23 protein-coding genes are annotated in these 26,510 nt (G+C 62.5%); 12 read left to right on the forward strand and 11 right to left on the reverse strand.

Annotated features, from left to right (window positions below; all coding sequences use genetic code 11):
- The 6 genes from QZY07_RS24835 to QZY07_RS24860 all read left to right on the forward strand — a co-directional run.
- A partial coding sequence (locus tag QZY07_RS24835; RefSeq protein WP_295408708.1) for a phosphoketolase family protein occupies positions 1-2,289 on the forward strand: 2,289 nt, incomplete at its 5' end.
- 107 nt (positions 2,290-2,396) lie between these two features.
- The gene (locus QZY07_RS24840) at positions 2,397-4,892 is read left to right on the forward strand and encodes a glycogen/starch/alpha-glucan phosphorylase (RefSeq protein WP_295408709.1); all 2,496 of its coding nucleotides are present in this window, start codon (positions 2,397-2,399) and stop codon (positions 4,890-4,892) included.
- Positions 4,893-5,143: 251 nt separating this feature from the next.
- The gene (locus QZY07_RS24845) at positions 5,144-5,344 is read left to right on the forward strand and encodes a hypothetical protein (protein ID WP_295408711.1); all 201 of its coding nucleotides are present in this window, start codon (positions 5,144-5,146) and stop codon (positions 5,342-5,344) included.
- 10 nt (positions 5,345-5,354) lie between these two features.
- Positions 5,355-8,171 carry an ATP-binding protein gene (locus QZY07_RS24850; RefSeq protein ID WP_295408713.1) on the forward strand — a complete coding sequence of 939 codons (2,817 nt, stop codon included), beginning with the start codon at positions 5,355-5,357 and terminating at the stop codon, positions 8,169-8,171.
- A gap of 113 nt (positions 8,172-8,284) precedes the next feature.
- On the forward strand, positions 8,285-8,683 hold the full coding sequence (locus QZY07_RS24855) for a response regulator (RefSeq protein WP_295408715.1): 399 nt from the start codon (positions 8,285-8,287) through the stop codon (positions 8,681-8,683).
- 33 nt (positions 8,684-8,716) lie between these two features.
- Positions 8,717-9,325, forward strand: a complete 609-nt coding sequence (locus tag QZY07_RS24860; RefSeq protein ID WP_295408717.1) for a hypothetical protein — start codon at positions 8,717-8,719, stop codon at positions 9,323-9,325.
- 58 nt (positions 9,326-9,383) lie between these two features.
- On the opposite strand, the gene QZY07_RS24865 is transcribed toward QZY07_RS24860, so the two are convergent.
- Both QZY07_RS24865 and QZY07_RS24870 read right to left on the reverse strand, forming a co-directional pair.
- The gene (locus QZY07_RS24865) at positions 9,384-9,863 is read right to left on the reverse strand and encodes a PAS domain-containing protein (RefSeq protein WP_295408719.1); all 480 of its coding nucleotides are present in this window, start codon (positions 9,861-9,863) and stop codon (positions 9,384-9,386) included.
- A gap of 18 nt (positions 9,864-9,881) precedes the next feature.
- Positions 9,882-10,343 (reverse strand): SRPBCC family protein, encoded by a 462-nt coding sequence (locus QZY07_RS24870; protein WP_363184828.1) that lies wholly within the window; start codon positions 10,341-10,343, stop codon positions 9,882-9,884.
- A gap of 273 nt (positions 10,344-10,616) precedes the next feature.
- Here QZY07_RS24870 and QZY07_RS24875 point away from each other — a divergent pair, with 273 nt between their 5' ends.
- A complete protein-coding gene (locus QZY07_RS24875) occupies positions 10,617-11,066 on the forward strand; it encodes a hypothetical protein (protein ID WP_295408723.1) in 450 nt (149 codons plus the stop codon).
- A gap of 53 nt (positions 11,067-11,119) precedes the next feature.
- Here QZY07_RS24875 and QZY07_RS24880 read toward each other — a convergent pair whose 3' ends face one another.
- Entirely contained in the window at positions 11,120-12,121 is a 1,002-nt protein-coding gene (locus tag QZY07_RS24880) for a LamG domain-containing protein (protein WP_295408724.1), read from the reverse strand.
- Between the two features lie 264 nt (positions 12,122-12,385).
- Here QZY07_RS24880 and QZY07_RS24885 point away from each other — a divergent pair, with 264 nt between their 5' ends.
- Positions 12,386-12,964 carry an isochorismatase family protein gene (locus QZY07_RS24885; RefSeq protein WP_295408726.1) on the forward strand — a complete coding sequence of 193 codons (579 nt, stop codon included), beginning with the start codon at positions 12,386-12,388 and terminating at the stop codon, positions 12,962-12,964.
- On the opposite strand, the gene waaA is transcribed toward QZY07_RS24885, so the two are convergent.
- Both waaA and hldE read right to left on the reverse strand, forming a co-directional pair.
- Positions 12,957-14,258, reverse strand: a complete 1,302-nt coding sequence (gene waaA / locus QZY07_RS24890) for a lipid IV(A) 3-deoxy-D-manno-octulosonic acid transferase (protein ID WP_295408728.1) — start codon at positions 14,256-14,258, stop codon at positions 12,957-12,959. The genes QZY07_RS24885 and waaA overlap by 8 nt on opposite strands.
- A complete protein-coding gene (gene hldE, locus QZY07_RS24895; RefSeq protein WP_295408730.1) occupies positions 14,255-15,694 on the reverse strand; it encodes a bifunctional D-glycero-beta-D-manno-heptose-7-phosphate kinase/D-glycero-beta-D-manno-heptose 1-phosphate adenylyltransferase HldE in 1,440 nt (479 codons plus the stop codon). Before hldE ends, waaA begins: the two co-directional genes overlap by 4 nt.
- A 238-nt stretch (positions 15,695-15,932) precedes the next feature.
- Here hldE and QZY07_RS24900 point away from each other — a divergent pair, with 238 nt between their 5' ends.
- Positions 15,933-17,558, forward strand: coding sequence for a methyl-accepting chemotaxis protein (locus tag QZY07_RS24900; protein ID WP_295408732.1), 1,626 nt, complete (start codon positions 15,933-15,935; stop codon positions 17,556-17,558).
- Here the strand turns inward: QZY07_RS24900 and QZY07_RS24905 are convergent.
- Complete coding sequence (locus QZY07_RS24905) at positions 17,555-18,043, reverse strand: peptidylprolyl isomerase (protein ID WP_295408734.1); 489 nt, start codon at positions 18,041-18,043, stop codon at positions 17,555-17,557. The two genes, QZY07_RS24900 and QZY07_RS24905, sit on opposite strands and share 4 nt — an antisense overlap.
- A gap of 299 nt (positions 18,044-18,342) precedes the next feature.
- On the opposite strand from QZY07_RS24905, the gene cysS reads away from it, so the two are divergent.
- Complete coding sequence (gene cysS / locus QZY07_RS24910) at positions 18,343-19,731, forward strand: cysteine--tRNA ligase (protein WP_295408736.1); 1,389 nt, start codon at positions 18,343-18,345, stop codon at positions 19,729-19,731.
- A 4-nt stretch (positions 19,732-19,735) separates the two neighbouring features.
- Here cysS and QZY07_RS24915 read toward each other — a convergent pair whose 3' ends face one another.
- Positions 19,736-20,134 carry a hypothetical protein gene (locus tag QZY07_RS24915; RefSeq protein WP_295408737.1) on the reverse strand — a complete coding sequence of 133 codons (399 nt, stop codon included), beginning with the start codon at positions 20,132-20,134 and terminating at the stop codon, positions 19,736-19,738.
- A 205-nt stretch (positions 20,135-20,339) separates the two neighbouring features.
- On the opposite strand from QZY07_RS24915, the gene QZY07_RS24920 reads away from it, so the two are divergent.
- The gene (locus QZY07_RS24920) at positions 20,340-20,879 is read left to right on the forward strand and encodes a hypothetical protein (protein WP_295408739.1); all 540 of its coding nucleotides are present in this window, start codon (positions 20,340-20,342) and stop codon (positions 20,877-20,879) included.
- Between the two features lie 21 nt (positions 20,880-20,900).
- Here QZY07_RS24920 and QZY07_RS24925 read toward each other — a convergent pair whose 3' ends face one another.
- The 3 genes from QZY07_RS24925 to pip all read right to left on the reverse strand — a co-directional run bounded on the left by QZY07_RS24925 (position 20,901) and on the right by pip (position 23,738).
- On the reverse strand, positions 20,901-22,175 hold the full coding sequence (locus tag QZY07_RS24925) for a hypothetical protein (protein ID WP_295408741.1): 1,275 nt from the start codon (positions 22,173-22,175) through the stop codon (positions 20,901-20,903).
- Between the two features lie 131 nt (positions 22,176-22,306).
- Positions 22,307-22,744 carry a D-aminoacyl-tRNA deacylase gene (gene dtd / locus QZY07_RS24930; protein ID WP_295408742.1) on the reverse strand — a complete coding sequence of 146 codons (438 nt, stop codon included), beginning with the start codon at positions 22,742-22,744 and terminating at the stop codon, positions 22,307-22,309.
- A gap of 31 nt (positions 22,745-22,775) precedes the next feature.
- Positions 22,776-23,738: a prolyl aminopeptidase gene (gene pip, locus QZY07_RS24935; RefSeq protein ID WP_295408744.1), complete on the reverse strand. Its 963-nt coding sequence runs from the start codon at positions 23,736-23,738 to the stop codon at positions 22,776-22,778.
- On the opposite strand from pip, the gene QZY07_RS24940 reads away from it, so the two are divergent.
- Positions 23,721-24,269: a hypothetical protein gene (locus QZY07_RS24940; RefSeq protein WP_295408745.1), complete on the forward strand. Its 549-nt coding sequence runs from the start codon at positions 23,721-23,723 to the stop codon at positions 24,267-24,269. The two genes, pip and QZY07_RS24940, sit on opposite strands and share 18 nt — an antisense overlap.
- A gap of 129 nt (positions 24,270-24,398) precedes the next feature.
- On the opposite strand, the gene typA is transcribed toward QZY07_RS24940, so the two are convergent.
- Positions 24,399-26,213 carry a translational GTPase TypA gene (gene typA / locus QZY07_RS24945; RefSeq protein ID WP_295408747.1) on the reverse strand — a complete coding sequence of 605 codons (1,815 nt, stop codon included), beginning with the start codon at positions 26,211-26,213 and terminating at the stop codon, positions 24,399-24,401.
- Positions 26,214-26,510: the final 297 nt, after the last annotated feature.

Consider the following 26,510-nt stretch of genomic DNA (forward strand, 5'->3'; position numbering starts at 1 on the left):
GGCATGATCTATCTGCGCGATAACCCGCTGCTCAAGGAGCCGCTGCAGGAGGCGCATCTGAAGAGTCGGTTGCTCGGCCATTGGGGCGCGAGTCCTGGGCTCTCCTTCATGTACGTGCATCTGAATCGGATCATCCAGGCGCACGATCAGTCGGCGATCTTCCTCGCCGGCCCCGGCCACGGCGCGCCGGGCGTGCTGGCCCCGGTCTATCTGGAAGGCACCTATTCCGAGATCTATCCCAACAAAAGCGAGGACGAGGAAGGCATGAAAGCCTTCTTCAAGCAATTCTCCTTCCCCGGCGGGATCGGTTCGCATTGCACGCCCGAAACCCCCGGATCCATCCACGAGGGCGGCGAGTTGGGTTATTCCATCTCCCATGCCTTCGGCGCCGCCTTCGATAATCCGGATCTGCTGGTGGCGGTCGCCGTGGGCGACGGCGAGGCCGAGACCGGCCCGCTCGCGACCTCCTGGCATTCGAGCAAGTTCCTGAACCCCATCCGCGACGGCGCCGTGCTGCCGATCCTGCATCTCAACGGCTACAAGATCAACAATCCGACCCTGCTCTCGCGGATCCCGAACGAAGAACTCGCCGATCTGATGCGCGGCTATGGCTGGATGCCGCATTTTGTCGAGGGCGACGATCCCCTGGTCATGCACCAGACCATGGCCGCGACGATGGACGCCTGTCACGCCGAGATCCGCGCCTTCCAGCAACAGGCCCGCGCCAGCGGACAGGCGACCCGCTGTCATTGGCCGATGATCGTGCTGCGCACCCCCAAGGGCTGGACCGGACCGGCCGAGGTCGACGGCCACAAGGTCGAAGGCTTCTGGCGCGCGCATCAGGTGCCGCTGTCCGGGATGCACAACAACCCGGCGCATCTGCAACAGCTCGAAGACTGGATGCGCAGCTACCGACCGGAGGACCTCTTCGACGAAACGGGGCGGCTGATTCCGGAACTCCGCGAACTGGCCCCGCAAGGCACCCTGCGCATGAGCGCCAGTCCGCACGCCAACGGCGGACTGCTGCGCCGGGCGCTGCGCCTGCCGGACTTCCGCGACTATGCGCTCGCGCTCGACAAGCCCGGCACCACGCGCGCCTTCAATACCAAGCCGACCGGCGCGTTGCTGCGCGACATCATGGCGAAAAACATGGACAACTTCCGGGTCTTCGGTCCGGACGAGAACAGCTCGAACAAGCTGGACGCGGTCTATGAGGTCAGCAAGAAGCTCTGGCTGTGCGATTACCTGCCCGAGGATGCCGACGGCGGCGAACTCTCCCCCGACGGGCGGGTGCTGGAGATGCTCTCCGAGCACACCCTGGAGGGCTGGTACGAGGGCTATGTCCTGACCGGACGCCACGGCTTCTTCGCCACCTACGAAGCCTTCGTCCACGTCATCGACAGCATGTACAACCAGCACGCCAAGTGGCTGGCGATCTGCGAGGAGATCCCCTGGCGGGCGCGCATCTCCTCGCTGAATCTGCTGATCACCTCCACCGTCTGGCGTCAGGACCACAACGGCTTTACCCATCAGGATCCGGGCTTTCTGGATGTCGTGGTCAACAAAAACCCCGAGGTCACCCGTATCTATCTGCCCCCGGACGTCAACACCCTGCTCTCGACCGTCAACCATTGTCTCAACAGCCGCGACGACATCAACGTCATCGTCTGCGACAAGCAGAACCATCTCCAGTATCTGGACATGGACGCCGCCATCAAGCACTGCACCAAGGGCATCGGCATCTGGGACTGGGCGAGCAACGACCAGGGCAGCGAGCCGGACGCGGTGCTGGCCGGCTGCGGCGACATCCCGACCAAGGAGGCGCTGGCCGCCACGGCGCTGCTACGCGAGCATTTCGAGGACATCAAGATTCGCTTCATCAACGTGGTGGATCTGTTCAAACTCCAGCCCGCCGGCGAGCATCCGCATGGGCTCACCGACGCGGACTTCGACAGCCTCTTCACCAAGGACAAGCCGGTCATCTTCAACTTCCACGGCTATCCCTGGCTGATCCACCGTCTGGCCTATCGGCGCACCAATCACAAGAATCTGCATGTGCGCGGTTACAAGGAAAAGGGCAATATCAACACCCCGCTGGAACTGGCGATCAGCAACGAGATCGATCGCTTCAGTCTGGCGATCGACGTCATCAACCGGGTGCCCCGCCTTCAGGTCGCCGGCGCGCATGCCAAGGAAAAACTGCGCGATCGTCAGATCGAGTGCCGCCAGTACGCCTATGAGCACGGGATCGACAAACCGGACGTGGATGACTGGACCTGGCCTTTCTAAATCGCGTCTAGCGTGACATGAGTCGTTTCGAGCGATCGGCGGGGTTGGTAAAATCCCCTGCCGCTAGATGTAGACGCAATTCAAGCGATTCATTACGAGACGTCACCATGACCCAGGCGCAACCCTCCGAACCCCTGTCTCCGGCCCGCGAACATACCCGCACGGGGATGTCCAAAACAGCCTTCAAGCAGGCGTATATCGATAACCTTTTTTATATTCAGGGCCGCTTTCGGGAAGTGGCGACGCCGCACGATCTCTACATGGCCGCGGCCTTCACGGCGCGCGACCGCCTGCTGGCGCGCTGGGTCAAGTCCGCGCAGATTTACAAGACCAGCCATGCGCGCACGGTCTGTTATCTGTCCGCCGAATTTCTGCTGGGGCCGCATCTGGCCAACAATCTGGTCAATCTCGGGATCACCGAGATTGCCCGCGAGGCTAGCGAGGAGTTGGATCTGGACTTCGACGCCATCCTGGAGGAGGAAGAGGAGCCGGGCCTGGGTAACGGCGGTCTGGGTCGGCTGGCGGCCTGTTTCATGGACTCGTTGTCCACTCTTGGAATCCCCACTATCGGCTACGGCATCCGGTATGAATTCGGCATCTTCGATCAGGTCATCGAGAACGGCTGGCAGGTGGAGAAGAGCGACACCTGGCTGCGCAACGGCAATCCCTGGGAGATCCCGCGTCCGAAGATCTGTTTCCCGGTACTGTACGGCGGACATACCGAGCAATATCGCAATCATGATGGTCAAACCCGCGCGCGCTGGGTGCCTGAACTGGAAATCAGCGGGATGGCCTATGACACGCCGATCCTCGGGTACGGGGTTGGCAACGTCAATCTGCTCCGGCTCTGGAAGGCCGAGGCATCGCAGTCGTTCGATTTTCAAGCCTTCAACGTCGGTGACTATTACGGTGCCGTGCATGCCAAGATCGAGGCGGAAACCATCTCCAAGGTGCTCTACCCGAACGACGAACCCGAGGCCGGCAAGGAGTTGCGCCTGAAGCAGCAGTACTTTTTCGTCTCCTGCTCGATGCAGGACATGATCCGGCTGCATCTGAATACGGTCGGACCGCTGGAGTCCTTTGCCGACAAGTTCGCCGCCCAGCTCAACGACACCCATCCGGCGCTCGCCGTGGCCGAGCTCATGCGGCTGTTCATGGACGACCACGACATACCCTGGGAACAGGCCTGGGACATCACTCGCAACACCTTCTGTTACACCAACCACACCCTGCTACCCGAGGCGCTGGAAACCTGGTCGGTCCGTCTGTTCGAGCGACTGCTGCCGCGCCACCTGGAAATCGTCTACGAGATCAACCGTCGTTTTCTCGACGAGGTCCGGGTGCATTTTCTGTGCGACGAGGAGCGGGTCGCGCGCATGTCGCTGATCGCGGAGGGCGACCATCGCCGTATCCGTATGGCTAACCTGGCGGTAGTGGGCAGCCATGCGGTCAACGGCGTGGCGGCCCTGCATTCGGAACTCGTCAAGACGACCATTCTCAAGGACTTCTTCGACCTCTGGCCGGAGAAATTCCATAATGTCACCAATGGGGTGACGCCAAGGCGCTTCGTCGTGGTCAGCAACCCGCGCCTGTCCGATCTGATCACCGAAACCTGCGGCAACGATCGCTGGATCCGCGATCTGAGCTGTCTGCGCGAACTCGAACGGCATGCCGACGACCCCGACCTCCAGACGCGCTGGCGCCGGGTGAAAACCGCCGCCAAACAGGATCTGGCTGCCTGGCTGGAACGCAATGCCGGGGTCGCGCTGGATCCCCAGGCCCTGTTCGATGTCCAGGCCAAGCGGCTGCACGAGTACAAGCGTCAGCACCTCAATCTTCTGCACATTGTCCGCTTCTATCAGCGCATCAAACTCAATCCAAACCAGGATTTCGTCCCGCGCGTCTTCATCTTCGGCGGCAAGGCCGCTCCGGGGTATTACCTGGCCAAGCTGATCATCAAGCTCATCAACTCGGTTGCCGAGGTCATCAACCACGACCCCCAGGTCAACGGCTTCATCCGGGTCGCCTTCATGCCCGACTTCAACGTCAAGAACGGACAACGTCTCTATCCTGCCGCCAACCTCTCCGAGCAGATCTCGCTGGCGGGCAAGGAGGCATCGGGCACCGGCAACATGAAGTTCTCGATGAACGGCGCGCTGACCATCGGCACCCTGGATGGAGCTAATGTCGAGATTCGCGAGGAAGTGGGCGCGGACAATTTCTTCCTCTTCGGCATGAATGCCGCGGAAGTCCACCAAAAACAGATCGAAGGGTATCGGCCCTGGGATTATTACCACGGCGATCATGAACTCAAGTCGGATATCGACCTGATCAATTCCGGGCTCTTTTCCCACGGCGATACCAATCTTTTCCGCCCCTTGACCGACCATCTCATCAACCACGATCCCTTCATGGTGCTGGCCGATTATCGCGCCTATCTGGAGTGTCAGGAGCGGGTCAGCGAAGCTTGGCGCAACCCGTCGAATTGGGACCGGATGTCGATCCTGAATGTCGCGCGGATGGGGAAATTCTCATCCGATCGGGCGATCGCGGAATACGCCGATCACATCTGGAACATCAAGCCACAACCCGTGGATCTTTGAATTTCGGGTAAAAGGCGCCTGGAAACCAACGTGATCGAAACGGATCATCGACGCCATGCGGCACCCTGCCGACGGCGGCGATGACAGTTGCTTTTTGCCGCGCTGGCAGTTCGCGTACGATGCAATGGGACGCGGCTTGTCGTGGCGGTCACGACAAGCCGCCCGCGTCTCGCGAATCCCATAGCATCCTCAAGTCGCTCCTGCTACATTCCGAAAATCGCTCACCAACCGGTCGCCTGTCGCGCACCGCCATGACTCGCGCCACCCTGGTCCGACAACGTCTTCTGACCCTGTTTCTCGCCGGGCTGCTGCTGTTCTTTTCGCCACTGGCGCTGCAGTTCGAGACGCCTGGCCGGTGGCTGGGCGTGCCGCCGCTGCCGCTCTATCTGTTCACGGCCTGGGCCGCGCTCATCGCCCTGGCCGCCTGGATCCTGTCGCGGAGCGGGGACTGAGCGACGCGGCATGACCATGACCGGCCCGCTCATCGTCGGCGCCTCTTTCGCCTATCTCGGATTGCTGTTCGCGATCGCCTACTGGGCGGATCGCCGCGCCGACCGGGGTCGTCCCGTCACTGGACACCCGACCGTCTATGCGCTCTCGCTGGCCGTCTATTGTACCGCCTGGACCTTTTACGGCAGCGTCGGACGCGCCGCCGACAGCGGCCTGGGTTTCCTGCCGATCTATCTCGGGCCGACCCTGATCGCCCTGCTCTGGGGCTCGCTGTTGCTGAAGATGGTCCGGGTCAGCAAGTCCGAACGCATCACCTCGATCGCGGACTTCATCGCCTCGCGCTATGGCAAGAGTCAGGCGCTGGCCGGGTTAGTCACCGTCATCGCGGTGATCGGCGTGGTGCCCTATATCGCGTTGCAACTCAAGGCGATCGACTGGAGTTTTACCATCCTGCAGCACTATCCCGAGGTACGGATGCCGGATCCTACCGCCGTGCCGCTGTGGCGCGACACCGCCTTTGTCGTCGCCCTGCTGCTCGCGGCCTTCACCATCCTCTTCGGCACCCGCCAACTGGACGCCAGCGAGCGGCACGAGGGAATGGTCGCCGCGATTGCCTTCGAGTCCCTCGTCAAGCTCGTCGCCTTCCTGGCGGTCGGGCTGTTCGTCACCCTCGGCTTCCTGGGTCTAGGCGGCCCCGAACTGCCGAATCTCGTCGAGAACGAACGCCTTGCCGCGCGGCTCAAGCCGCTCCTGGAACCCAGCCTCGCGCCCTTCCAGGACTGGTTCGCGATCTCGCTGCTGGCCGCGCTGGCGGTCATGCTGCTGCCCCGGCAGTTTCAGGTCGCGGTGGTGGAGATCGGCGACGAGCGCCATCTGCGCCGCGCCATCTGGCTGTTTCCGCTCTATCTGCTGCTGATCAATCTGTTCGTGATCCCGATCGCCATCGCCGGTCTGACGACCTTCCCGGATGGCCGGGTCGACGCCGATACCTTCATGCTCACCCTGCCGATCGCCTTCGCGCAACCCTGGCTGGCGCTCCTGGTTTTCATCGGCGGCCTGTCGGCGGCGACCGGGATGGTGATCGTGGAGACCATCGCGCTCTCGACCATGGTCAGTAACGATCTGGTGCTGCCCGCCCTGATGCGCCACTGGCGCCGGCAGCCGCCCGCCGCCAACCTGGGCCGGCGATTGCTCGGTATCCGCCGCGGCGCCATCGTCATCATCCTGCTGCTCGGCTATCTCTACTATCGCTTTGCTGGCGAAGCCTACGCGCTGGTCAGTATCGGACTGATCAGCTTCGTTGCTGTCGCGCAATTCGCGCCCGCCGTGATCGGCGGGCTTTACTGGCGCGGCGGCACCCGCGAGGGCGCGCTGGCCGGACTCCTGGCCGGCTTCCTGGTCTGGATCTATACCCTGCTGCTACCCTCGTTTGCCCGTTCCGGCTGGCTCCCGCCGGCCTTCATGGACTCCGGGCCGGGCGGCATGGACCTGCTGGCGCCGCTTGCCCTGTTCGGACTGGTCGGCTGGAACGAGATCACCCACGGCCTGTTCTGGAGTCTGACCGCCAATCTCGGCGCCTTCCTGCTGGTGTCCTCGCTGCGCGTACCGAACGCCGTCGAGGCCACCCAGGCGCGCCTCTTTGTCGACGCCCTGCGGCAGCGTCCTCCCACCAGTGTGCCGCTCTGGCGCGGCCGCGCCGAGATCGCCGAGTTGATGGCGCTGACCGAACGCTTCCTCGGGAGCGCGCGCACCCACGAGGCCTTCGCCCGCCATGCGCGCACGCGCGGGATCGCCGAGCCCGCTCGATTGCCGGCGGATGCCGAAACGGTCGCGTTCGCCGAGACCCTGCTGTCCGGTGCTATCGGCGTCGCCTCCGCGCGGGCGATGGTCGCCTCGGTCACCGCGGAGGAGAGCCTGGGTCTGGACGAGGTGCTCGAGATCCTCGACGAAGCCTCGCAGCTCCGCGCCTACAGCCACGAACTGGAACAGCAGTCGCAGGCCCTGGAAGCGGCCACCGCCGAGCTGCGGGCGGCCAATCTGCGTCTGACCGAACTAGACCGCCTGAAGGACGATTTCATCTCGTCGGTCACCCATGAGCTACGCACCCCGCTGGCCTCCATCCGCGCCTTCGCCGAGATTCTGGAGGCCGATCCGAGGCTCGATCTCAGCCAGCGCAAGCGGTTCCTTGGCATCCTGGTCAGCGAGACCGAACGTCTGTCGCGCCTGGTCAATCAGGTGCTGGATCTGGCCAAGATCGAATCCGGTCATGCCGACTGGCGCACCGAAACCGTCACGCTCCAGGAGGTCATCGCGCAGGCGGTCACGGCCACCGGGCAACTGATCGCGGATCGCGGCATCCAGGTCCGACTCGATCTGCCCGCGCAACCGGCGACGGTCTGGGGCGATCGCGACCGCCTGATCCAGGTGCTGTTGAACCTGCTGTCGAACGCCGCCAAGTTCGCCCCCCAAGGAACCGGTCAATTGGAGATTCGGCTCTGTCCCGCGACGGGTCCGGAGACGGCCGCAGGCGAAACGCCCTCCTGGCGCGTCTGCGTGACCGACAATGGACCGGGTATCCCGGAGGCCCAACTGGATCTGGTGTTCGAGAAATTCCGCCAGGCCCCGGTCAATGGGGCGAGACCCGCGGGCACCGGTCTGGGACTGCCCATCAGCCGCCAGATCGTCGGCCATCTGGGTGGACGCATCTGGGCCGAAAACGCGCCCCGGCAAGGCGCCAACCTCTGCTTCGAGCTTCCCGCCTCGCGCGCCGAGACGCTGGGAACTCCACCACAGCCGTTGAACCGCAAAGAGCGCAAAAGATGTCCATGATCGGCACGGCCCGCCGGCGCTGGCTCCAGGCTGATAACGCGCACCGGAAAGGTGTTAATCTTATTGGTCAAAACCACCGGCCCAGTGACGACTTTCGATCCCAAGACATCATCATGAAAAAGCGTATTCTCATCGTCGACGACGAGCCCAACATCGTCATCTCACTTGAATTCCTGATGATGCGCGAGGGTCACGAGGTACGCGTGGCCCGTGATGGCGAGGCGGGTCTGGCGGCAGCGCGAGCCCATCGACCGGACCTGGTCGTGCTAGATGTCATGATGCCCAAACTCGATGGTTTCGCGGTGCTGGAGGCGGTGCGGGCGGATCCGGCCATCGCCGATACCCGCATCCTGCTGCTGACCGCCATGGGCGGCGAGGTCGAACGGAGCAAGGGGCTCGCGCTCGGGGCCGATGCCTACATGACAAAACCTTTTTCGATCCGCGAGCTGGTCGAGAAGGTCAACGAACTTCTGCGGACAGCGAGCGAAAGCGCTCCGGACGCCGAGGTATAGACGACTGATTCAATCACAACCGAGGGCGCCAGCATGACTACCCACCGAGACACACTCCTCGCCTTGGCCGCCGCGCTGAGCCTAAGCGGCGCGGTGATGGCCGATGACGTCACCGATCAACTGGAGAGCGCGAAAAAGGCGTATGAATCCGGCGAGCTGCGCACGGCGGTGGAGACGCTCAATTTCGCGATCGCCAAGATTCAGGAACAGATGACGGCCGGTCTTCTGAAGCTGCTGCCCGAGCCGCTGGCCGGCTGGCAGGCCGATGCCGGCGAATCCCAGTCCGGCGGGATGGCAGCGATGATTACCGGAACCACCCTGAGCCGGCGCTATTTCCGGGAGGATGGCGCGGAAGTCACCCTGAGTCTGATGGCGGACTCGCCTATGATGCCGATGCTGACCATGGCAATGTCCATGCCCTTCATGATGCAGGCAAATCAGGACATGAAAACCTATGCGCTCAAGGGCAATCGCGGCATGCTCGAACATGCCGCCGACAGCGACGCATACGAGATCACCCTTATGGTCGGCAACCGTCTCGTGATTCAGGGCAAGGGCAGCAAGCTTCAGGATTCCAAGGCGGTCGAGCAATATCTGGAGGCGCTGGATCTGGACGCCATCCAGAAGGCGCTCACCAACTGAAGGCATCGTTGCGACTTCCCGGTCGCAACGACGTCTTCAGGATTGTTGGGGTCGGGCGTCATGCGCCGGACTCCAGCTCCGCGGGTTCGACGCCCGCGGCCACCAGCATCCGATTGAGACGGTCCAGTTCCTCGCGCGCGCGCACCTTCTCGGTCACGTCGTACTGGATTCCCAGGAAATAGATCAAGTGGCCTTCGGGGTCGAATAATGGACGGATCGTAAACTGATTGAAAAACAGGGCGCCATCCTTGCGATAATTTCTGAGGGTCACGGTGACCGGAGTCTGGTCGCGAATCGCCTCGCGGATCCGCGCGAGTTCCGGTTGATCGTTGTCCGTCCCCCGAAGAAAGCGGCAGTTGCGGCCGAGAATCTCATTGCGCTCGTACCCCGTGATCAGCTCGAAGGCGGCGTTGGCATAGACGATCGGATTGTCCGGCTGATCCGGATCCGACAAGGTGATGCCATTGACGCAGGTATCCAGGATCTGCGAAAGCACATAAGGGATGGTGCCCGCATCTTTCTCGACGATAAAATCCATACAACGCTCCCGATAAGCTTAGGTCCGGCTGCCGGATTGTTGTGAAAAGTCCCTTTCGATCAATCCCTTGATGTTATGCACCACGCGCTCGGCGCCTTCCTGTACAGCCATGCGAATCAATTTTTCGAAGGGACGCATGTAGAGTTCCAGCCGCGCGAGGTCGAAGGCGAACGTCAACCGGGTCTGCTCCGCGACCGGCTCCATCCGATACTCGATCCGGAATTGCCGCGCGCTCTCGGCGAAGACGATCAGGTCGGGAGGCGACATCTCGATCACGCGAAAGGTCGTATCGGTGCGCCGCCCCTGGTCCAGGCGAACTTGCCGCGCCTGACTGCCTACCCTGAGCGGGCCTGGCGTGAGGAGCGTCAACTGCTGAACCTCGGGCGACCAGCGGCGATAATTGTTGGCAAAATCCACCGCGACAAACTCGAAAACCCGTGTCGGCGGCTGAGCGATCAGGATGCTGGCTCGTGTTTTCACCACAGCGATAAATGCTCCCGTTCGGCGCTCAAGCGCGGCAGTGAGGACGTTTGCGGGTTCAGGCGAGGCCGAACCGTTGCACAAGGTTGCGTGCCAGGCTGACCGCCATCGAATGGCGACTGCTGTCTATAAATAAGGCACCGGAGAGCCAACGCAACCCTTCGCGTTATCGGCTACCATATCGACGACGCGCATACATGGACGCCACTGCACCATGAAGCGGCTCTGAATGCATCATGACCCTATCGTCAGATCGAAAAGGTACTTTTTCAAATGAAAAAATGGCTTGGATACCTCTTCGCGCTCATCGCCTCGCTGGGGCTTCAGCCCTCTGCAGTCGCGCAAACGCAACCCACTTCACCGCCCGAACTCTTGCTGGTGTATTGGAGTTCCGTCGATTGCCCCTTCTGCAAGTTCTGGGAAAGCGAATCGTCCGGAATGCAAAGCAGCCTGAAAAATTCGGAAGAATTCAAAAAGCTGGCATACCGTGTCGTCAAGAACAAATCGATTCAAGATCCCTATGTCGAGGAAGATTTTCCGACGGATATCCGGTGGATCAAGGAGCGGATTAACCGGGGCGAGGAAAAACCGCTGGGCAAGCCCGGATGGGGCTTTTATGTGGATCGAGTCCGGATCGCGAAATTCTATGGAACGAAGAATTGGTACGAAAAGAATCTCCCTGAAATCAAACGCCTCGTTGCCAAATACTCAGGCAACCAGTGATGAATGCGCCTGACGGGCCAGACTGAGGTTCGCAAGCCCGTCAGTGAGTGCCTTCATAGCTGGGCAAGCGCCTTAATTTCCTCGCCTGTCAACGCGCGTCGATAAAGACGAAAGTCATCCATCGTACCATTCATCCAGTTATGAAACGGGTCTTCTGGGTTCTCGAAGGGCTTGTTGTTGGCCCCAACCGCCAGAGGATAATCGTTTTTGATCACGCTGCCAGCCACGGCTAAAGAGCCGCGTCGCGCGCCGTTGATATACACGCGAAGATAAGACCCGCTGAAGGTACCGGCAACATGCACCCAGGTGCCATTATGGGGTACTTGAATATCGCTATCGACCGAGCGCTGAACTCCATTAATGATCGCCCCGCAACGCAGTCGATACGCGGTGCTGGGGGAATCGTGGCCGTTGCGGACATTGAGCCAGTAGGAGTAGTCCTTCTCCGCGATCTCCCAGTTTTTTTCCTCTGTATCCGATTCGGTAATCCTGATCCAGGCCGCAATGGTGAAACGGGTCAAGTCGAGAGAGGGCTGGGTTCCCGTGCCAACGTCGATCCGCTGTTTTCTGGCGCGTTCAAAGGGTAGTGAAAAGCCGTTGCCACGGTGCCCCGTCATCAGGATGAGAGGCGAATTGAAATTGACTAGCATGCCGTGATTATTTAGCCCGGAGTCATCCCTGACATAACGGAGAACGGAACCTGAGATATAGGAATCAAAGGAATAATGCACAACCCGGCCTGCATTCAGATCGATGGCGACAGCCGGCCCGGGAAAGGTCGCGAAAGCCGCTAAACAGACGATCGATGCCCAACAAACCCGGCTCCAGCCAGGATTCGCCCGAACGGCGCATCTTGCGGGCTGGCTGATCCGGGCGTCAAATCGCCGATAACGCGGAGAGACCAAGGTAAAGGTCAATGCATTCTTCGCATCTGTTGATAGGATCATGGTAAACACTCCTCGAATAAGTCCGCTCCGGGGGAACATGGAATCAGAGAAGCCAGGCCGGTCACGCGCAACGGCGGCGCTCATCATGAACACGGTTGCCTTGCCCAAGAACCGACTTGCTCAACGAGTTTAGCCGATTGCAAAGCGTCGCGTTGACCAACACAAAAACGCCAGCGCGGACAGATGCTCGACTGGCGTAATCCTTGATCCATGCGGGGCGAATAGCGCACACTTCAATCGCCCTTCAATCCGCCACGCCGACTCCGGCGGCCATCCGTTCCGGCGCACTGCGCCGATCGGAAGTCACGACGTATCCCAATGACGGACGCGGCTTGAGCAACCTCTAAAAATAATCGATCCGAGGACATTCCAATGAGCACCCATCAGGCCCAGATGCCGCTTTGCCAGCGGGCATTCTCGCAACTCCTGATCATCGACGCCCAGGAGCGTCTCGCCGCCGCCATGCCCCAGGATGAGCTGGATCTGGTCGTCGGCAACATCAACCGGCTGGTCACCGCGGCCAAACGGCTTGGGATCCCGGTCATCGCCACCCAGCACAACTCCAAGGGGCTCGGCCCCATCATCGAGGCGATTGGCGTCAACCTGCCGGAGGCGGCCATCCCGACCGAGAAGACTGCCTTTTCCTGCTGCACCGCACCCGGTTTCGAGCGCAATATCTCCGCGCACCCGGAGCGCCGACAATTGATTGTCGTCGGCATGGAGGCGCATATCTGCATCGCCCAGACTGTCTCCGGGCTGCAACGCTGGGGGTATCAGGTCTTCGTGCCCGCCGATGGCATCATCTCGCGCAAGCCGTCCTATAAGGCAAACGTGCTCGACCGCATGCGCTCGTGCGGCATTCAGGTCGTTTGCACCGAGTCGGTCGGATTCGAGTGGATCGGCGATTCCAGCGACGCACAGTTCCGCGAGATCTGGTCGCTCTTCAAATAATCGCTTGAGGGGGATCGACAGAGTCTTGCGATTCCCCAATCAGCCCCTCGATCAGGTTCATCAACCGCTCCAGCGCGCCCCGGTTGCGCGCCACCGCCTGTCGGCCCCGCGCGCCGATGCCCGCCCGCAGTGCCGCGTCCGTCAGCCAGTCGATCAGAAGATCGGCCAGGGCATGGGCGTTCTCGATCCGCGCGGCGGCACCTTCCCTCACCAGCATGTCCATGATCGCCGCGAAGTTGAAGGTGTGCGGTCCGGTCGCCACCGGCACGCCCGCGGCAGCGGCTTCCAGCGGATTGTGACCGCCGGTTGGCACCAGACTGCCACCTATGAAGGCGGCATCCCCGGCGGCCAGAAAGACCGGCAACTCACCCATGGTGTCGCCGAGAAACACCGCCGTCTCGTCCCGACAGGCGGCATGACGGCTGCGACGGACCATGGACATCCCGTGCCGCTCGACCAGCGCGGCGACTCGCTCGAAACGCTCGGGGTGACGCGGCACCAGCACCAGAAGCGCAGGCGGAATCCGCGCCAGCACGCGCCGATGCGCCTCCAGCAATGGCCCTTCCTCGCCCTCGTGGGTGCTGGCCGCGACCCAGACCGGACGGCCTTCGCCCCACAGCCGCCGCATCTCCCGCGCCCGCGCGGACAGGTCGTCAGGCTGGCACAGATCGAATTTGAGGCTGCCCGTGACGCTCACCCGTCGCGGCTCCGCGCCCAGGGCGATGAAACGTTGCGCGTCCGCGTCCGCCTGAGCGGCGATCGCCGCGAAGCGCGCCAGGGTCGCCCGGGTCAGACCGGCGATCCGAGCGTAGCCGCGCGCCGAGCGTTCCGACAGCCGGGCGTTCGCCAGCACCACCGGAATCCCCCGCCGCTCACAGACCGACAGCGTGTTCGGCCAGATCTCGGTCTCCATGACGATCGTCAGTCGCGGCCGCGTCTGAGCGAGAAAGCGCTCCAGGATGCCGGGCAGATCGAAGGGCGTATAGCGGTGCGAGACGGCGTCCCCGAACAGCGCACGCAGCCGCGCCGCCCCGGACGGGGTGGTGGTGGTGACCAGAATCCGGCGGGAGGGCGCGCGTTTGAGCAGCGACCGGATCAGCGGCTCGGCGGCCTGGACCTCGCCGACCGAGACGGCATGAATCCAGATCCAGGCTTGCGGCGCGGGCGCGCCCCAGGCCAGTCGCTCGCCGACGCGACGCCGGTAGGCCGGCACACGCAGGCCACGCCAGTAGAGTCGCGCCAGCGCGAGCGGAAGCGCCAGACGCAGCAGCAGGGTATAGACACCGAGCGTCATCGGGTCTGGCGCAGCGCGTCAAGGATCCGGCTGGTGGAGCGCCCCGGCAAAAAATCGAGCACCCGCACCTCGCCCCCATTGGCGCGCACGCAGTCCGCGCCCGCGATGGCGTCGGGCCGATAATCGCCGCCCTTGACCAAGAGGTCCGGCTTGACCCGGCAGATGAGCGCCTCCGGCGTCTCCCCGCCGAAGGCGCAGACCCAGTCCACCGAGGCCAACCCGGCCAGCACCGCCATGCGCTGCTCGACACTATTGATGGGTCGACCCTCGCCCTTGAGCCGACGCACCGAGTCGTCGTCGTTCACGGCGACTACCAGCCGGTCGCCGAGACGTCGCGCCTGCTGTAGATAGGCGACATGGCCCTCGTGCAGGATGTCGAAACAGCCGTTGGTCATCACCACCCGTTCGCCGCGCGCGCGCGCGGTCGCGACCGCCGCGACCAGCGCGTCCGGCTCCAGGACGGTCTGCCATTCGGTCCCGCGATACGCCCGCTCCAGTTCCGGCGCGCTCACGGTGGCGGTCCCCAGCTTGCCGACCGCGAGACCCGCGGCGCAGTTGGCCAGGGCGCAAGCCTCGGCGAGATCCACCCCAGCACCCAGCGCGGCAGCCAGGGTCGCGATCACGGTATCGCCAGCGCCGGTCACGTCGAAGACCTCGCGCGCCTGGGTCGGCAGATGCAGCGCCTCCGCCGACGGACGCAACAGCAGCATGCCGCGCTCGCCCAGCGTCACCAGCAGCGCGTCCAGACCGAGATCGACGCGCAGCCGCTGACCTTTTTCGATGAGCGCCATGTCGTCCCCGCAGACCCCGACGATCTCCTCCAACTCGCCCCGGTTGGGAGTGAGGAGTGTCGCGCCCCGATAGCGAGCGAAATCCCGCCCCTTGGGGTCGACCAGGACCGGGATCCCCGCGATCCGGGCCCGCGCGATCAGGGCTTGCGGATTGGCCAGCGTCCCCTTGGCATAGTCCGACAGCAGCAGCAGATCGACGCCGGCGAGCCGTTCCGCGATCAGCGCCGGCAGCGGATCCTCGTCCCCGTCGCGGGGCGCGAGCGATTGCTCGAAGTCGAGCCGGATCAACTGCTGATGGTGGCTCAGAATCCGCAGCTTGGTGATGGTTGGCACATCGGCGCGCCGGTGCAGCCGGGCCGTAATCCCCAAATCGGCGAGCCGGTCGGCCAGGAGATCCGCCGCCTCGTCCGCGCCGGTGACGCCGACGAGCGAGGTACGCACCCCGAGCGAGGCCAGATTGAGCGCGACATTGGCCGCGCCGCCGGGGCGTTCCTCAATCCGGTCGACCTGCACCACGGGCACCGGCGCCTCGGGCGAAATACGCCGGGTCGCGCCGCTCCAGTAGCGGTCGAGCATGAGGTCGCCCGCCACCAGAACGTGCGCGCGGGTAAAATCGGGGAAGGCGGACGAGTGGATGAGACTCAAGGTTGGCTCCAAGGACGGCAAGAACGCGAGTCTAGCGAAACTCCCGATGCGTAAGTGGCCTTCGCGGTATCGGCGAGACTCATGAAAACAGCGCATTTCATGCGAGGACAGAGTATAAAATGCGCGCATTGCGGAACACTTGATTTCTTCTCTCCATTTGCTCTCTCGAACTCGCGCCAAATCTCTTTCGCTGGATGCGGTTGCTCCTGCCTTCATTGCAAAAAAACATGGAGAAATTATGTTTTTCAGGCGTTTAAAAGTCGCAACCCGCATCCGGCTGCTGGCCGCCCTGATGCTGCTTGGCGCGCTTGCGATCAGTCTCGTCTCCCTGTTTCAACTGAAGGAAAACATGCTGGAAGACCGCAAGGAAAAGACCCAAAACCTGGTCGAGGTCGGCGTCGGCATCCTGGCCTACCACCATCGACTCATGCAGGAAGGGAAGCTGTCCGAGGAAGAGGCGCAACGCTCGGCGCGGGAGAGTCTGCGCGACATTCGGTATGCCGAGAGCGACTATTATTTTATCTTCGATACCCATCACGTCTATGTGCTGTATCCGTCCAAACCTGAATTTGAAGGACAGAACAAGAAGGATCTGCAAGATACCGACGGGAAATTCCTGATCCAGGAACTCGTCAAGACAGCCCGCCAGGGCGGAGGCTTCGTCGATTACCGGTTCCCCCGCGCCGGACAACAGCAGGCCGAACCCAAGCTGTCCTATAGCGCCCTGTTCGCCCCCTGGAACTGGGTCATCGGCACCGGCCTCTATATCGACGACATCGACAGACAATATCGCACCGTCGCTATCCTCCTCGGCGGTCTCTCAGGCGCGCTGCTGATCGGGCTGGGTCTGTTGGGATGGCTGATCGGCAACAGCGTGCTGGCTCAGCTTGGCGGGGAACCGAGCGCGGCGCAATCGACCATGCGGCACGTCGCGCAGGGCGATCTCGCCGTCTCGGTGGGCACCCCTCCGCCGGGCAGCCTGCTAGACTCCCTGGGCACCATGATTGACTCGCTGCGCGCGCTGGTGAGCGAAATCGACCGCGCAGCCGACTCGCTCGTCAGCGATGCCGAAGAGATCAAACGCGCCTCCAACGAAGTGTCTGTCGCCGCCAGCCAACAGTCGGACGCCACCTCGTCGATGGCCGCCGCCATCGAGCAGCTCACTGTCAGCTCCGCGCATATCTCCGAGAATGCCCGCGCAACCGAGAGCGATTCCAGCGGCGCCATGGAACTGGCCAGTCAGGGACGCGAGCGCGCCGACCAGGCGAGCCACGCCATTCAGACCATCGCGATGACCATGACGCACACCTCGGATCGCATCCGCGCGTTGGAAGGCCGCGCCAACCAGATCTCCTCCATCGCCAGCGTCATCAAGGGGATCGCGGGCCAGACCAATCTGCTTGCGCTCAACGCCGCCATCGAGGCGGCACGCGCGGGGGAACAGGGACGCGGCTTCGCGGTGGTGGCCGACGAAGTCAGAAAACTGGCCGAACGCACCTCGACCGCGACCACGGAGATCGAGCAGATGATCGTTGGCATTCAAAGCGACACCACGGGCGTGGTCGAGGCGATGAACAAAGCCCTGCCAGAACTGGAGGTCGGCGTGACCCTAGCCAATTCGGCGTCCGAATCGCTGCGGATGATCGAGGACGGCGCCAGCCACACCCTGAAGCGGATCCACGAGGTGGCCGACACCACCCGCGAGCAGGCGGCCGCGTCGAACTCCATTGCGCGACATGTGGATCAGATTGCGCGGATGGTCGAGGACACGACGGTCACGATCCAGGGCACGGCGGACACCGCCAATCGGCTCGAAGCCATGGCCCTGAATCTCAAACGGCAGATCGCCCGCTTCCGGGTTTAATCGACGATCTCGGCCTTCTCGATGACGACATTCTCGACCGGCACGTCCTGATGGCCATTGCGGGTGCCGGTGCTTATGCCCTTGATGGCCGCGACATTCTCCATCCCTTCGACCACGCGCCCGAAGACGCAGTAACCCCAGCCATCCTGGCCGGGATAGTCCAGAAAACCGTTATCGGCCACATTGATGAAAAACTGCGAAGTGGCGGAATGCGGATCCATGGTGCGCGCCATCGCGAGCGTTCCGGTCAGATTTTTGAGACCGTTCTTCGCCTCGTTCTCGACCGGCGCGCGGGTCGGCCTGGGGCTGAAATCCGGGGTCATACCGCCGCCCTGAACCATGAAGCCATCGATGACGCGATGGAAAATGGTGCCGTCATAATGACCGTCGCGGACATACTGCTCGAAGTTAGCACAAGTTTTGGGTGCCTTTTCGGCGTCCAGTTCGACGAGAATATCGCCATGGCTGGTGGTGAATTTGATCATGCGGCTACTCCGGATGTTGCTGGCACGCGCCCGGGATGGACGGGCGTCTTATGAGGATATTGAGTGGTTTCACGCATGGTACGGACTTTGCGGCATCCGTAAAAGCCCTTCCCGGTTTAATCGGTACACGACCAGCCACACCCGGAACGAGGGAGCGACGCCCTCGCTTCCAAGGGGATTACGGCTTCCTGCCAACGGACATCTGACAACGATGCTAGGCAGGAATCGCTGTCTCTGAAATCGCCGCCTTTGTTACCATGGGCGCTCTATTTTCAGTCGTCGTCAAGAACTGTCCCCCGATGCTACAGATCCACAATACCCTGACCCGTCAGAAAGAAACCTTCCAGCCGATCGAACCGGGCAAGGTTCGCATGTATGTGTGCGGCATGACCGTCTACGACTATTGTCACCTCGGACACGCGAGGGTGCTGGTGGTCTTCGACGTGGTGTATCGCTATCTCAAGGCGTTGGGTTACGACGTGACCTATATCCGCAATATCACGGATATCGACGACAAGATCATCCGCCGCGCGGCCGAGAACGGCGAGCCCTTCCCGGAACTGACCGAGCGTTTCATCCGCGCCATGCATGAGGACTCGGAGGCGCTCGGGATTCTTCCGCCCACCGACGAGCCGCGCGCGACCGGACACATGGGCGAGATTCTGACGATGATCCAGACCCTGATCGACAAGGGATTCGCCTATGTCGCCGGGAATGGCGATGTCTATTATGCGGTCAGCCGTTTTCCGGACTATGGCAAGCTCTCGGGCAAAAACCCGCAGGATCTGCGCGCGGGCGCGCGGGTCGAGATTGACGAGGCCAAGCGCGATCCGCTCGATTTCGCGCTCTGGAAGGCGGCTAAACCGGACGAGCCGGTCTGGGATTCGCCGTGGGGCGCGGGGCGGCCCGGCTGGCATATCGAATGCTCGGCCATGAGCACCTGTGCATTGGGAAACCATTTCGATCTCCATGGCGGCGGAGCGGATCTCCAGTTCCCGCACCATGAGAATGAGATTGCCCAATCTGAAGGCGCGACCGGCGAGCCCTTCGTGAACGTCTGGATGCACAACGGGTTCGTGCGTGTGAACGAGGAAAAGATGTCCAAATCCCTGGGCAATTTCTTCACCGTGCGCGAGATTCTGCAACGCTATCGCCCGGAAGAGATCCGCTATTTCATCCTGACCAGCCAGTACCGCAGTCCGCTGAATTACGACGATGAGCATCTCCAGAACGCGCGCGCCGCGCTGACCCGCTTCTATACGGCGCTGCGCGGCCTGGCCGCCGTCGCTCCGTCCGGTGGCGAAACCTTCAGCGAACGCTTCAACGCCGCCATGGACGATGATTTCAACACGCCGGAAGCCCTGGCGGTCCTTTTCGATCTGGCGCGCGAAATCAATCGGGTGCGCTCCGAGGATCTGGAACGTGCCGTGGCCCTGGGTGCCGAGTTGCGGCGTCTGGGCGAGGTGCTGGGCATCCTCCAGGACGACGCCGAATGCTATTTGCGCGGCGACGCGACGTCCGGCGGGCTTGCGAATGCCGATATCGACGACTTGATCGAACAGCGCATCGCCGCCCGCGCCGCGAAAAACTGGGCCGAGGCCGACCGGATTCGCGCCGTCCTGACCGATGCCGGGATCGTGCTGGAGGACAATCCACAGGGCACGATCTGGCGTCGGGCGTCCGCGTAGTCCCTCAGGAACGGCTCGGCGGCCGACAGGCGCTCGCGCAGGCGCGATAACGATTCGTGCAGTAGCCAAAGCGATTCTCGGCGCAGGACCACCAGGGATAGCCGCACTCGCCCTGCTCGCTCGCGGACGCGAGACACCAGCGATACACACGAAACGATGAGCTATAGCCGGCCTGGCATTGACGATACTCGTCACGAGCATCCGCATTGCAGGCTTCTCGTGTCGCGCGACACTCGCTGAGACAGCCGAGTTCGGCGACCTGCCGTGGCAAGGTCGCGTCGAGCACCAGCGGTCTGGCGCAGGCGGTCAGCAACAACAGGGACAGCAGACCGAGACCCGCGCGTATGCCGGTCTTCTGGACGGACCCGCGGCGGGAGAGTAAAAAGCGGAAATCGAACCTCATCGGGGTCACTCCGTGTCATGATGGACATGAACGCCGCGTCCCATGACGCGCCACCCTGAACTGTAGCCGGAAATCGTTGTATTGTGCGCGTCCGCGAATCCGGCGTTACACCCAAAGCCGCGATCAGGCTAAACTTGAACCCTGGTCATGCTTGATGCACCAACAACACCTGCCATGCCGGGCGAGGTTTCAGCGGAGAAAGTCGATGTCTCGATTGGTCGCCATCGTCGGTTTATCCATTCTGTGCGGGGGCTGCGGGCTCTTTCCGCCCAGCCACCTGGGCGGGATCGCCACCACGGTCACGCCCGAGGATTATGGTCAGCGACTCTGCGGGCATCTGGATCTGGAGGACCATCCCTCCTGTCTGAGCCAGGTGCTCGACTATTTCGAGCAGCCGCGGGCCGACACGCTACCGCCGGGCCACTCCACCTCCGGCCCCTTCGCGGTCATGATGGAAAAAGATGTCTACCTAGGCCACTACCAGTCCGATATTTCCCAGGCAAGTTTCCGCGTGTCCAACGGTCGCAACGGCTGCCGCGGCAGCTATAGCGCCTTCGCGGGATCGCCGGACGCGATCTACGATGTTTATTGCGACGATGGCCGCAGCGGCTGGGCCGACATCATTCGGGACAGCGACGGACGCAACGGCATCGGCAAACTGGCGCTCGACGACGGCACCCAGGGCGAGATCGTCTTCGGATATGTCCCGCTGGGTCAAGCCGATCCTTATCCCTATCGGCCTTAAGGCGCGTATGCCAAACGCGGCCTAACGCCCCGCTGGCCCACGCAACTGCTGGGTCAACTTCTGAAACTCGCGCTGCATCTCCAGATTCTCGAAGGGACGCAGCGTCGGGATCTGGCGATTCATCAAGCTCTCCAGCAACTGCTGACTGGATTTGACCAGACCGACCAACTCCCCGGAGACCCGCACCGTTTCGTAGGTGTTCCAGGCGGCGTCGATGTCCCGATCCAGTTCCTGCCGTGCCTTGAGTACCTGTCTGGCCTGCTCGTCGAGATACTGGCGATAGACCCTGGCGGCCTCGATGGTGAGTTGTTGCGCCTCCAGGTTGGAGGTCAGCAACGCCTGCTTGTCGGGCGAGACATGCAGCAGGCGCCGGGTCTCGCCGGAGAGCGCCTGCGCCTGGGCGACGATGCCGTCGATCTGGGGCAGATATTGCTCGCCGATCGCCTCCTCGATCTGAAGATGCATGCGCTGGAGCGCCCGCAACAGCACGACATAGAGACCGTAATAGCGCCGCGCGCTCTGGAGATCCTCGCCGCTCTCGGCCACCAGCCGTTCAAGTTGCTGCGTGATGGACTTGACGTTGTCGAACAGGATGCCGAGATCGACCAGATTGTCGCCGACCACGGTGGAGAGCAGGAATTCGACCTGCTCGTCGCCGAGTTCGAGCCCCATGGCGCGAAGCTCTTGCGCGAACTCCCGCTTGACACCGTCCGCCTCTCGACTCAAGCGCTCGATGTCGCGCTCGCGGGTTTCGATCAGACGGTCATAATCCGCGACCGTCTTGCCGATCGTCGACTCGGTCGGCGCCGACACCCGTTTCTGGCGGTATTCGGCAATGTCCGCGCGCGCCTTTTCGATCTCGGCCTGCACCGCCTGGATGCGGTCGCGATGACGGAGCGCGGGCGACACCGAGAGGATATCCACCGCCTGATCGAGCAGCTTGTCGATCTCGGCGCGATTGGACGCCTGATCGGCGCCAAACCAAGCCGATTCGGGCAGTGCCGACTGACGCTCCTCCAGGGTCAGCGCGCCTTCGAGCTTCGGAATGGCCGCATCCCAGACACGCCCGAAATCCTGATCGTCGGAGAGAAGACGGCGGGCATCCTCAAGCGCCTGTCCCGCGTACTCGCGGGACTGCTCCCACCATCCCGTCGCCGTCTCGCGGGTCAGGCTCCAGACATCCCCGGTCGGCGGGGCCGCCGAGTCTTCCGCGCGCGGTTGGCCGGAAGCAAGCGTGAGCAGGAAAGCGATGACGATGGGAACGAAGATCGGAACAAAGCAGGAAGCTAGGCGCATGAGGAACCGCTGTCGGTTTAGGTTTGGATCATGGAAAGACGAGACAATCGACAAGCAATATGTTGACCCGAATCGTTTTGGTTTTCTTTGCGTCCTTTGCGCCTTTGTGGTTCAAAATGCCGAATTTAGGTTCAAGCCTCCAGCCAGAAGGTCACCGGCCCCTCGTTGACCAGGGTCACCCGCATCTCCGCGCCGAACCGCCCGGTCGCGACGAGCGGATGGGCGACCCGCGCCTGTCCGACCAGATACGCGAAGAGTCGTTCCCCGTCGGCGGGCGCGGCGGCCGCGGTAAAACTCGCGCGCGTCCCCTTGCGGGTGTCCGCGGCGAGGGTGAATTGCGGCACCAGCAGCAGCCCGCCGCCGATGTCGCGCAGACTCAGATTCATGCGGTCATTCGCATCGGGAAAGACGCGATAGCCCAGCAAACGTTCCAGCAGTCGCTCGGCACGCGCCTCGGTATCGCCAGGCTGCACACCGACCAGCACCAGCAGACCGCGCCCGATGGCGCCGACCGGTTCGCCCGCCACCTCGACTCGCGCCTGACTCACCCGCTGCAGAAGACCGATCACCGCCCGCTCTCCGCGCCGTTGCGAGGCAGCCTCATCCGAGTTCGCGCGCGAAACGGTCGGTCGCCGCGACCAATGCCTTGCGGATGCCCGGCTCGAAGGCCGAATGCCCCGCGTCCGCGATCACCTGAAAATCGGCCGTCGGCCAGGCGCGATGGAGATCCCAGGCCGAGCGCATGGGACAGATGGCATCGTAGCGGCCCTGCACGATGACGCCGGGAATCGGCGCCAGGCGGCGGGCGTTCAACAGCAACTGATCGGGTTCGAGAAAGGCACGATGGACGAAGTAGTGACACTCGATTCGCGCCAGACTGAGCGCAACATGCGGATCGGCGAAATGGGCCTGGATGCCGGGGTTGCCCAACAGGGTCGCGGTGCGTCCCTCCCAGATCGACCACGCCTTGGCCGCCGCCATCCGCGCCAACTCGTCCGCGCCGGTGAGCCGTCGGTGATAGGCCATCAGCAGATCGTCCCGTTCGCCCGCCGGGATGGGCGCAAGATAATCCTCCCAGTCATCGGGAAAGATCCAGTTCGCGCCCTCCTGATAAAACCAGCGAATCTCCGCGTCCCGGCAGAGAAAGATCCCCCGCGCCACCAGCGCCGTCACCCGCTCGGGATGGGTTTCGGCATAGGCCAAGGCCAGGGTCGAGCCCCAGGAACCGCCGAAGACCAGCCAGCGCTCGATGCCGAGCTGCTCGCGGATATGTTCGAGATCGGCGACCAGATCCCAGGTGGTATTGGCCGTCAGCGAGGCATGGGGCGTGGAGCGTCCGCAACCGCGTTGATCGAACAGCACCGCCCGATAGCGCGTGGGATCGAAGAAACCGCGATGCGCCGCCTCGCATCCGGCGCCGGGACCGCCGTGGAGGAAAATGGCCGGGATGCCATCGGGACGCCCGCATTCCTCGACATAGAGACGGTGCCCGTTGTCCACGACCAAGTCATGGGTCGCGAAGGGCTCGGTGATCGGATAAAGGTCTTGTCTGTTGGTGTCCATTCGGTGATCAGCGGTCAATCTGGTCGTGTAAAGGCATGGAATCGTCTCGCGCCGGTGGACGGCCAAGTTTTTTTCTGGAAAATCGAAGCACAATCATTATCGAGCGATCGGATCATGGCAAAGAAAACACCGAAAATGTGGGTCTATCGTCCCCCGAAACCAACGCCTCCCAAGGTGCCTGCCAATCTCAAGGCCGACATCCAGCAGCGGGCCGACCAACTCGTCGAGACAACGCTGAAACCGCTCCATCTCAAACCACCGCCGAAGGATTGTCGTTTCAATTACCTCGTCGACCTCTACACCAAGTGGTATCGGCATTACTTTTACTTCTGTGCGAAGTACTGCGTCGCCAATCCAAATGCGCTGTCTCCTGATTTTGAAATCAAATTTGCCCGTCTGGAATATCTGGACGAACAACGTTTCAATCTCGCCTTCCTACGTCACACGGGCGAGTGGATCACGGTTCATTCCAATCTGTCGCTGGACGAGTGTTTGACCGCCATTCAGGACGAGCCGTACTTTTCGCCGTAGGCGCATGATCGGCGGCCATTCCGCAATCGCATTGCCGACGACCGCCTCACGCGCCTCGCGAATTTGCGTTGAGACTCTGGCGTCAGACGCGGCGCAAGACCGCATCCATCCCTCACTGACAACGGCGCCTCACCCGCCCCGACTCGCCCGCTTGCGCTCGTTCTCGGTGAGATGACGCTTGCGGACCCGAATGAACTTGGGCGTGATCTCGACCAGTTCGTCGTCCTCGATGAATTCCAGCGCCTGTTCCAGGGTGAACTTGATCGGCGGCGTGAGCAGGATGTTCTCGTCCGTGCCGGCGGCGCGGATGTTGGTCAACTGCTTGGCCTTGAGCGGATTGACGGTGAGGTCGTTGTCGCGCGAATGGATACCGACCACCTGCCCCTCGTACACCTCGTCGCTGGGCGAGACCATCATGCGACCGCGCTCCTGAAGGGCGAAAAGCGCATACCCGAGCGCCTTGCCGGTGCCGTTGGAGATGAGCGCGCCGTTGCGCCGGGGGGCGATGCCGCCCATGTTGGCCGGACGATAACGGTCGAAGACATGATACTTGAGCCCGGTGCCCGAGGTTAGCGACATGAACTCGGTCTGGAAGCCGATCAACCCGCGCGAGGGGATCTCGTAGTCGAGCCGCACCCGGCCCCGTCCGTCCGGGACCATGTCCTTGAGTTCGCCGCGCCGCTCGCCGAGCGCCTGCATGATGGCGCCCTGCGAGGTTTCGTCGAGATCGACCGTGAGCTGCTCATAGGGCTCGCAGATCTTGCCGTCGATCTCGCGGAAAATGACCTCGGGACGCGAGACGGCCATCTCGTAGCCTTCCCGGCGCATGTTCTCCAGCAGGATCGACAGATGCAACTCGCCGCGCCCGGAGACGCGGAATTTTTCGGGATCGTTGCCTTCCTCGACCCGCAGCGCGACGTTATGGATGAGTTCGCGCTCCAGCCGATCCTTGATCTGACGCGAGGTCAGATATTTACCGTCGCGACCGCAGAAGGGCGAGGTGTTGACCTGGAAGGTCATGGTCACGGTCGGTTCGTCGACGGTCAGCGGCGGCAGGGCGTACACATGCTCCGGATGACAGAGCGTATCGGAGACATTGGGCGCTTCGATGCCGGTCAGGGCCACGATATCGCCCGCCGAGGCGGACGGCACCTCGTAACGCTCCAGACCCAGATAGCCATAGACCAGGCCGATCTTGGCCTTGTAGCGCGTGCCGTCGTTTTTGATGACCACGATTTGCTGATTGGGCCGCACGCTGCCGTGACGGATACGCCCGACCGCGATCGCGCCGACGAAGGAGCTGTAATTCAGCGTCGAGACCTGCATCTGGAACGGCGAATCCGGGTCGACCTCGGGGGCCGGGCAATGCTGGATGATGGCCTCGAACAGCGGCGTCATGTCGCCCCCGCTGACGGTGTCCTCAAGCCCGGCGTAGCCGTTGATGGCCGAGGCGTAGACGATCGGGAAATCCAACTGCTCATCGGTCGCGCCGAGCCGGTCGAATAGCTCGAACACCTGATCGATCACCCAGTCGGGACGCGCGCCGGGGCGGTCAATCTTGTTGATGACCACGATCGGACGCAGCCCGTGCTCGAACGCCTTACTGGTCACGAAACGCGTCTGCGGCATCGGGCCTTCCTGCGCGTCGACCAGCAGCAGCACCGAGTCGACCATCGACAGCACGCGCTCCACCTCGCCGCCGAAATCGGCATGGCCGGGGGTGTCGACGATGTTGATGCGGTAGTCGTTCCAGCGGATTGCGGTGTTCTTGGAGAGGATGGTGATGCCGCGCTCCTTCTCCAGCGCGTTGGAGTCCATCACCCGCTCGACCGGACCGAAACGGTCGCCGAGGGTGCCGGATTGCTGCAAGAGCTTGTCCACCAGCGTGGTTTTTCCATGATCGACATGGGCGATGATAGCGATATTGCGAAGTGTCTCGATCACGAGGGGTCAAGCTCCAGGGGGATAGCGAAATGAGGATTCAAGGGTGTGGGTCGGCGATCAGGATCGCGTGCCGCGGTCGGAGCCGGGCGAAACGAACGTGGCCGGTGCGTCAGTATATACCGAGAGAGGGGTGAATTTTGCGTCGCTCGGCCAGCCGCGCAGGGCGAGCGCGTTTAAACATTCCGTTTTTCGGGTAGTTGACGGATGCTAGCGAGAAACGACGATTGGAGTTTCTCATGTCAGCAAGCATTCTTGAGCATTTCACCTCCTTGGAAGATCCTCGGATCGAGCGTCGAA

The sequence above is a fragment of the uncultured Thiocystis sp. genome, assembly GCF_903866365.1.
Lineage (GTDB): Bacteria > Pseudomonadota > Gammaproteobacteria > Chromatiales > Chromatiaceae > Chromatium.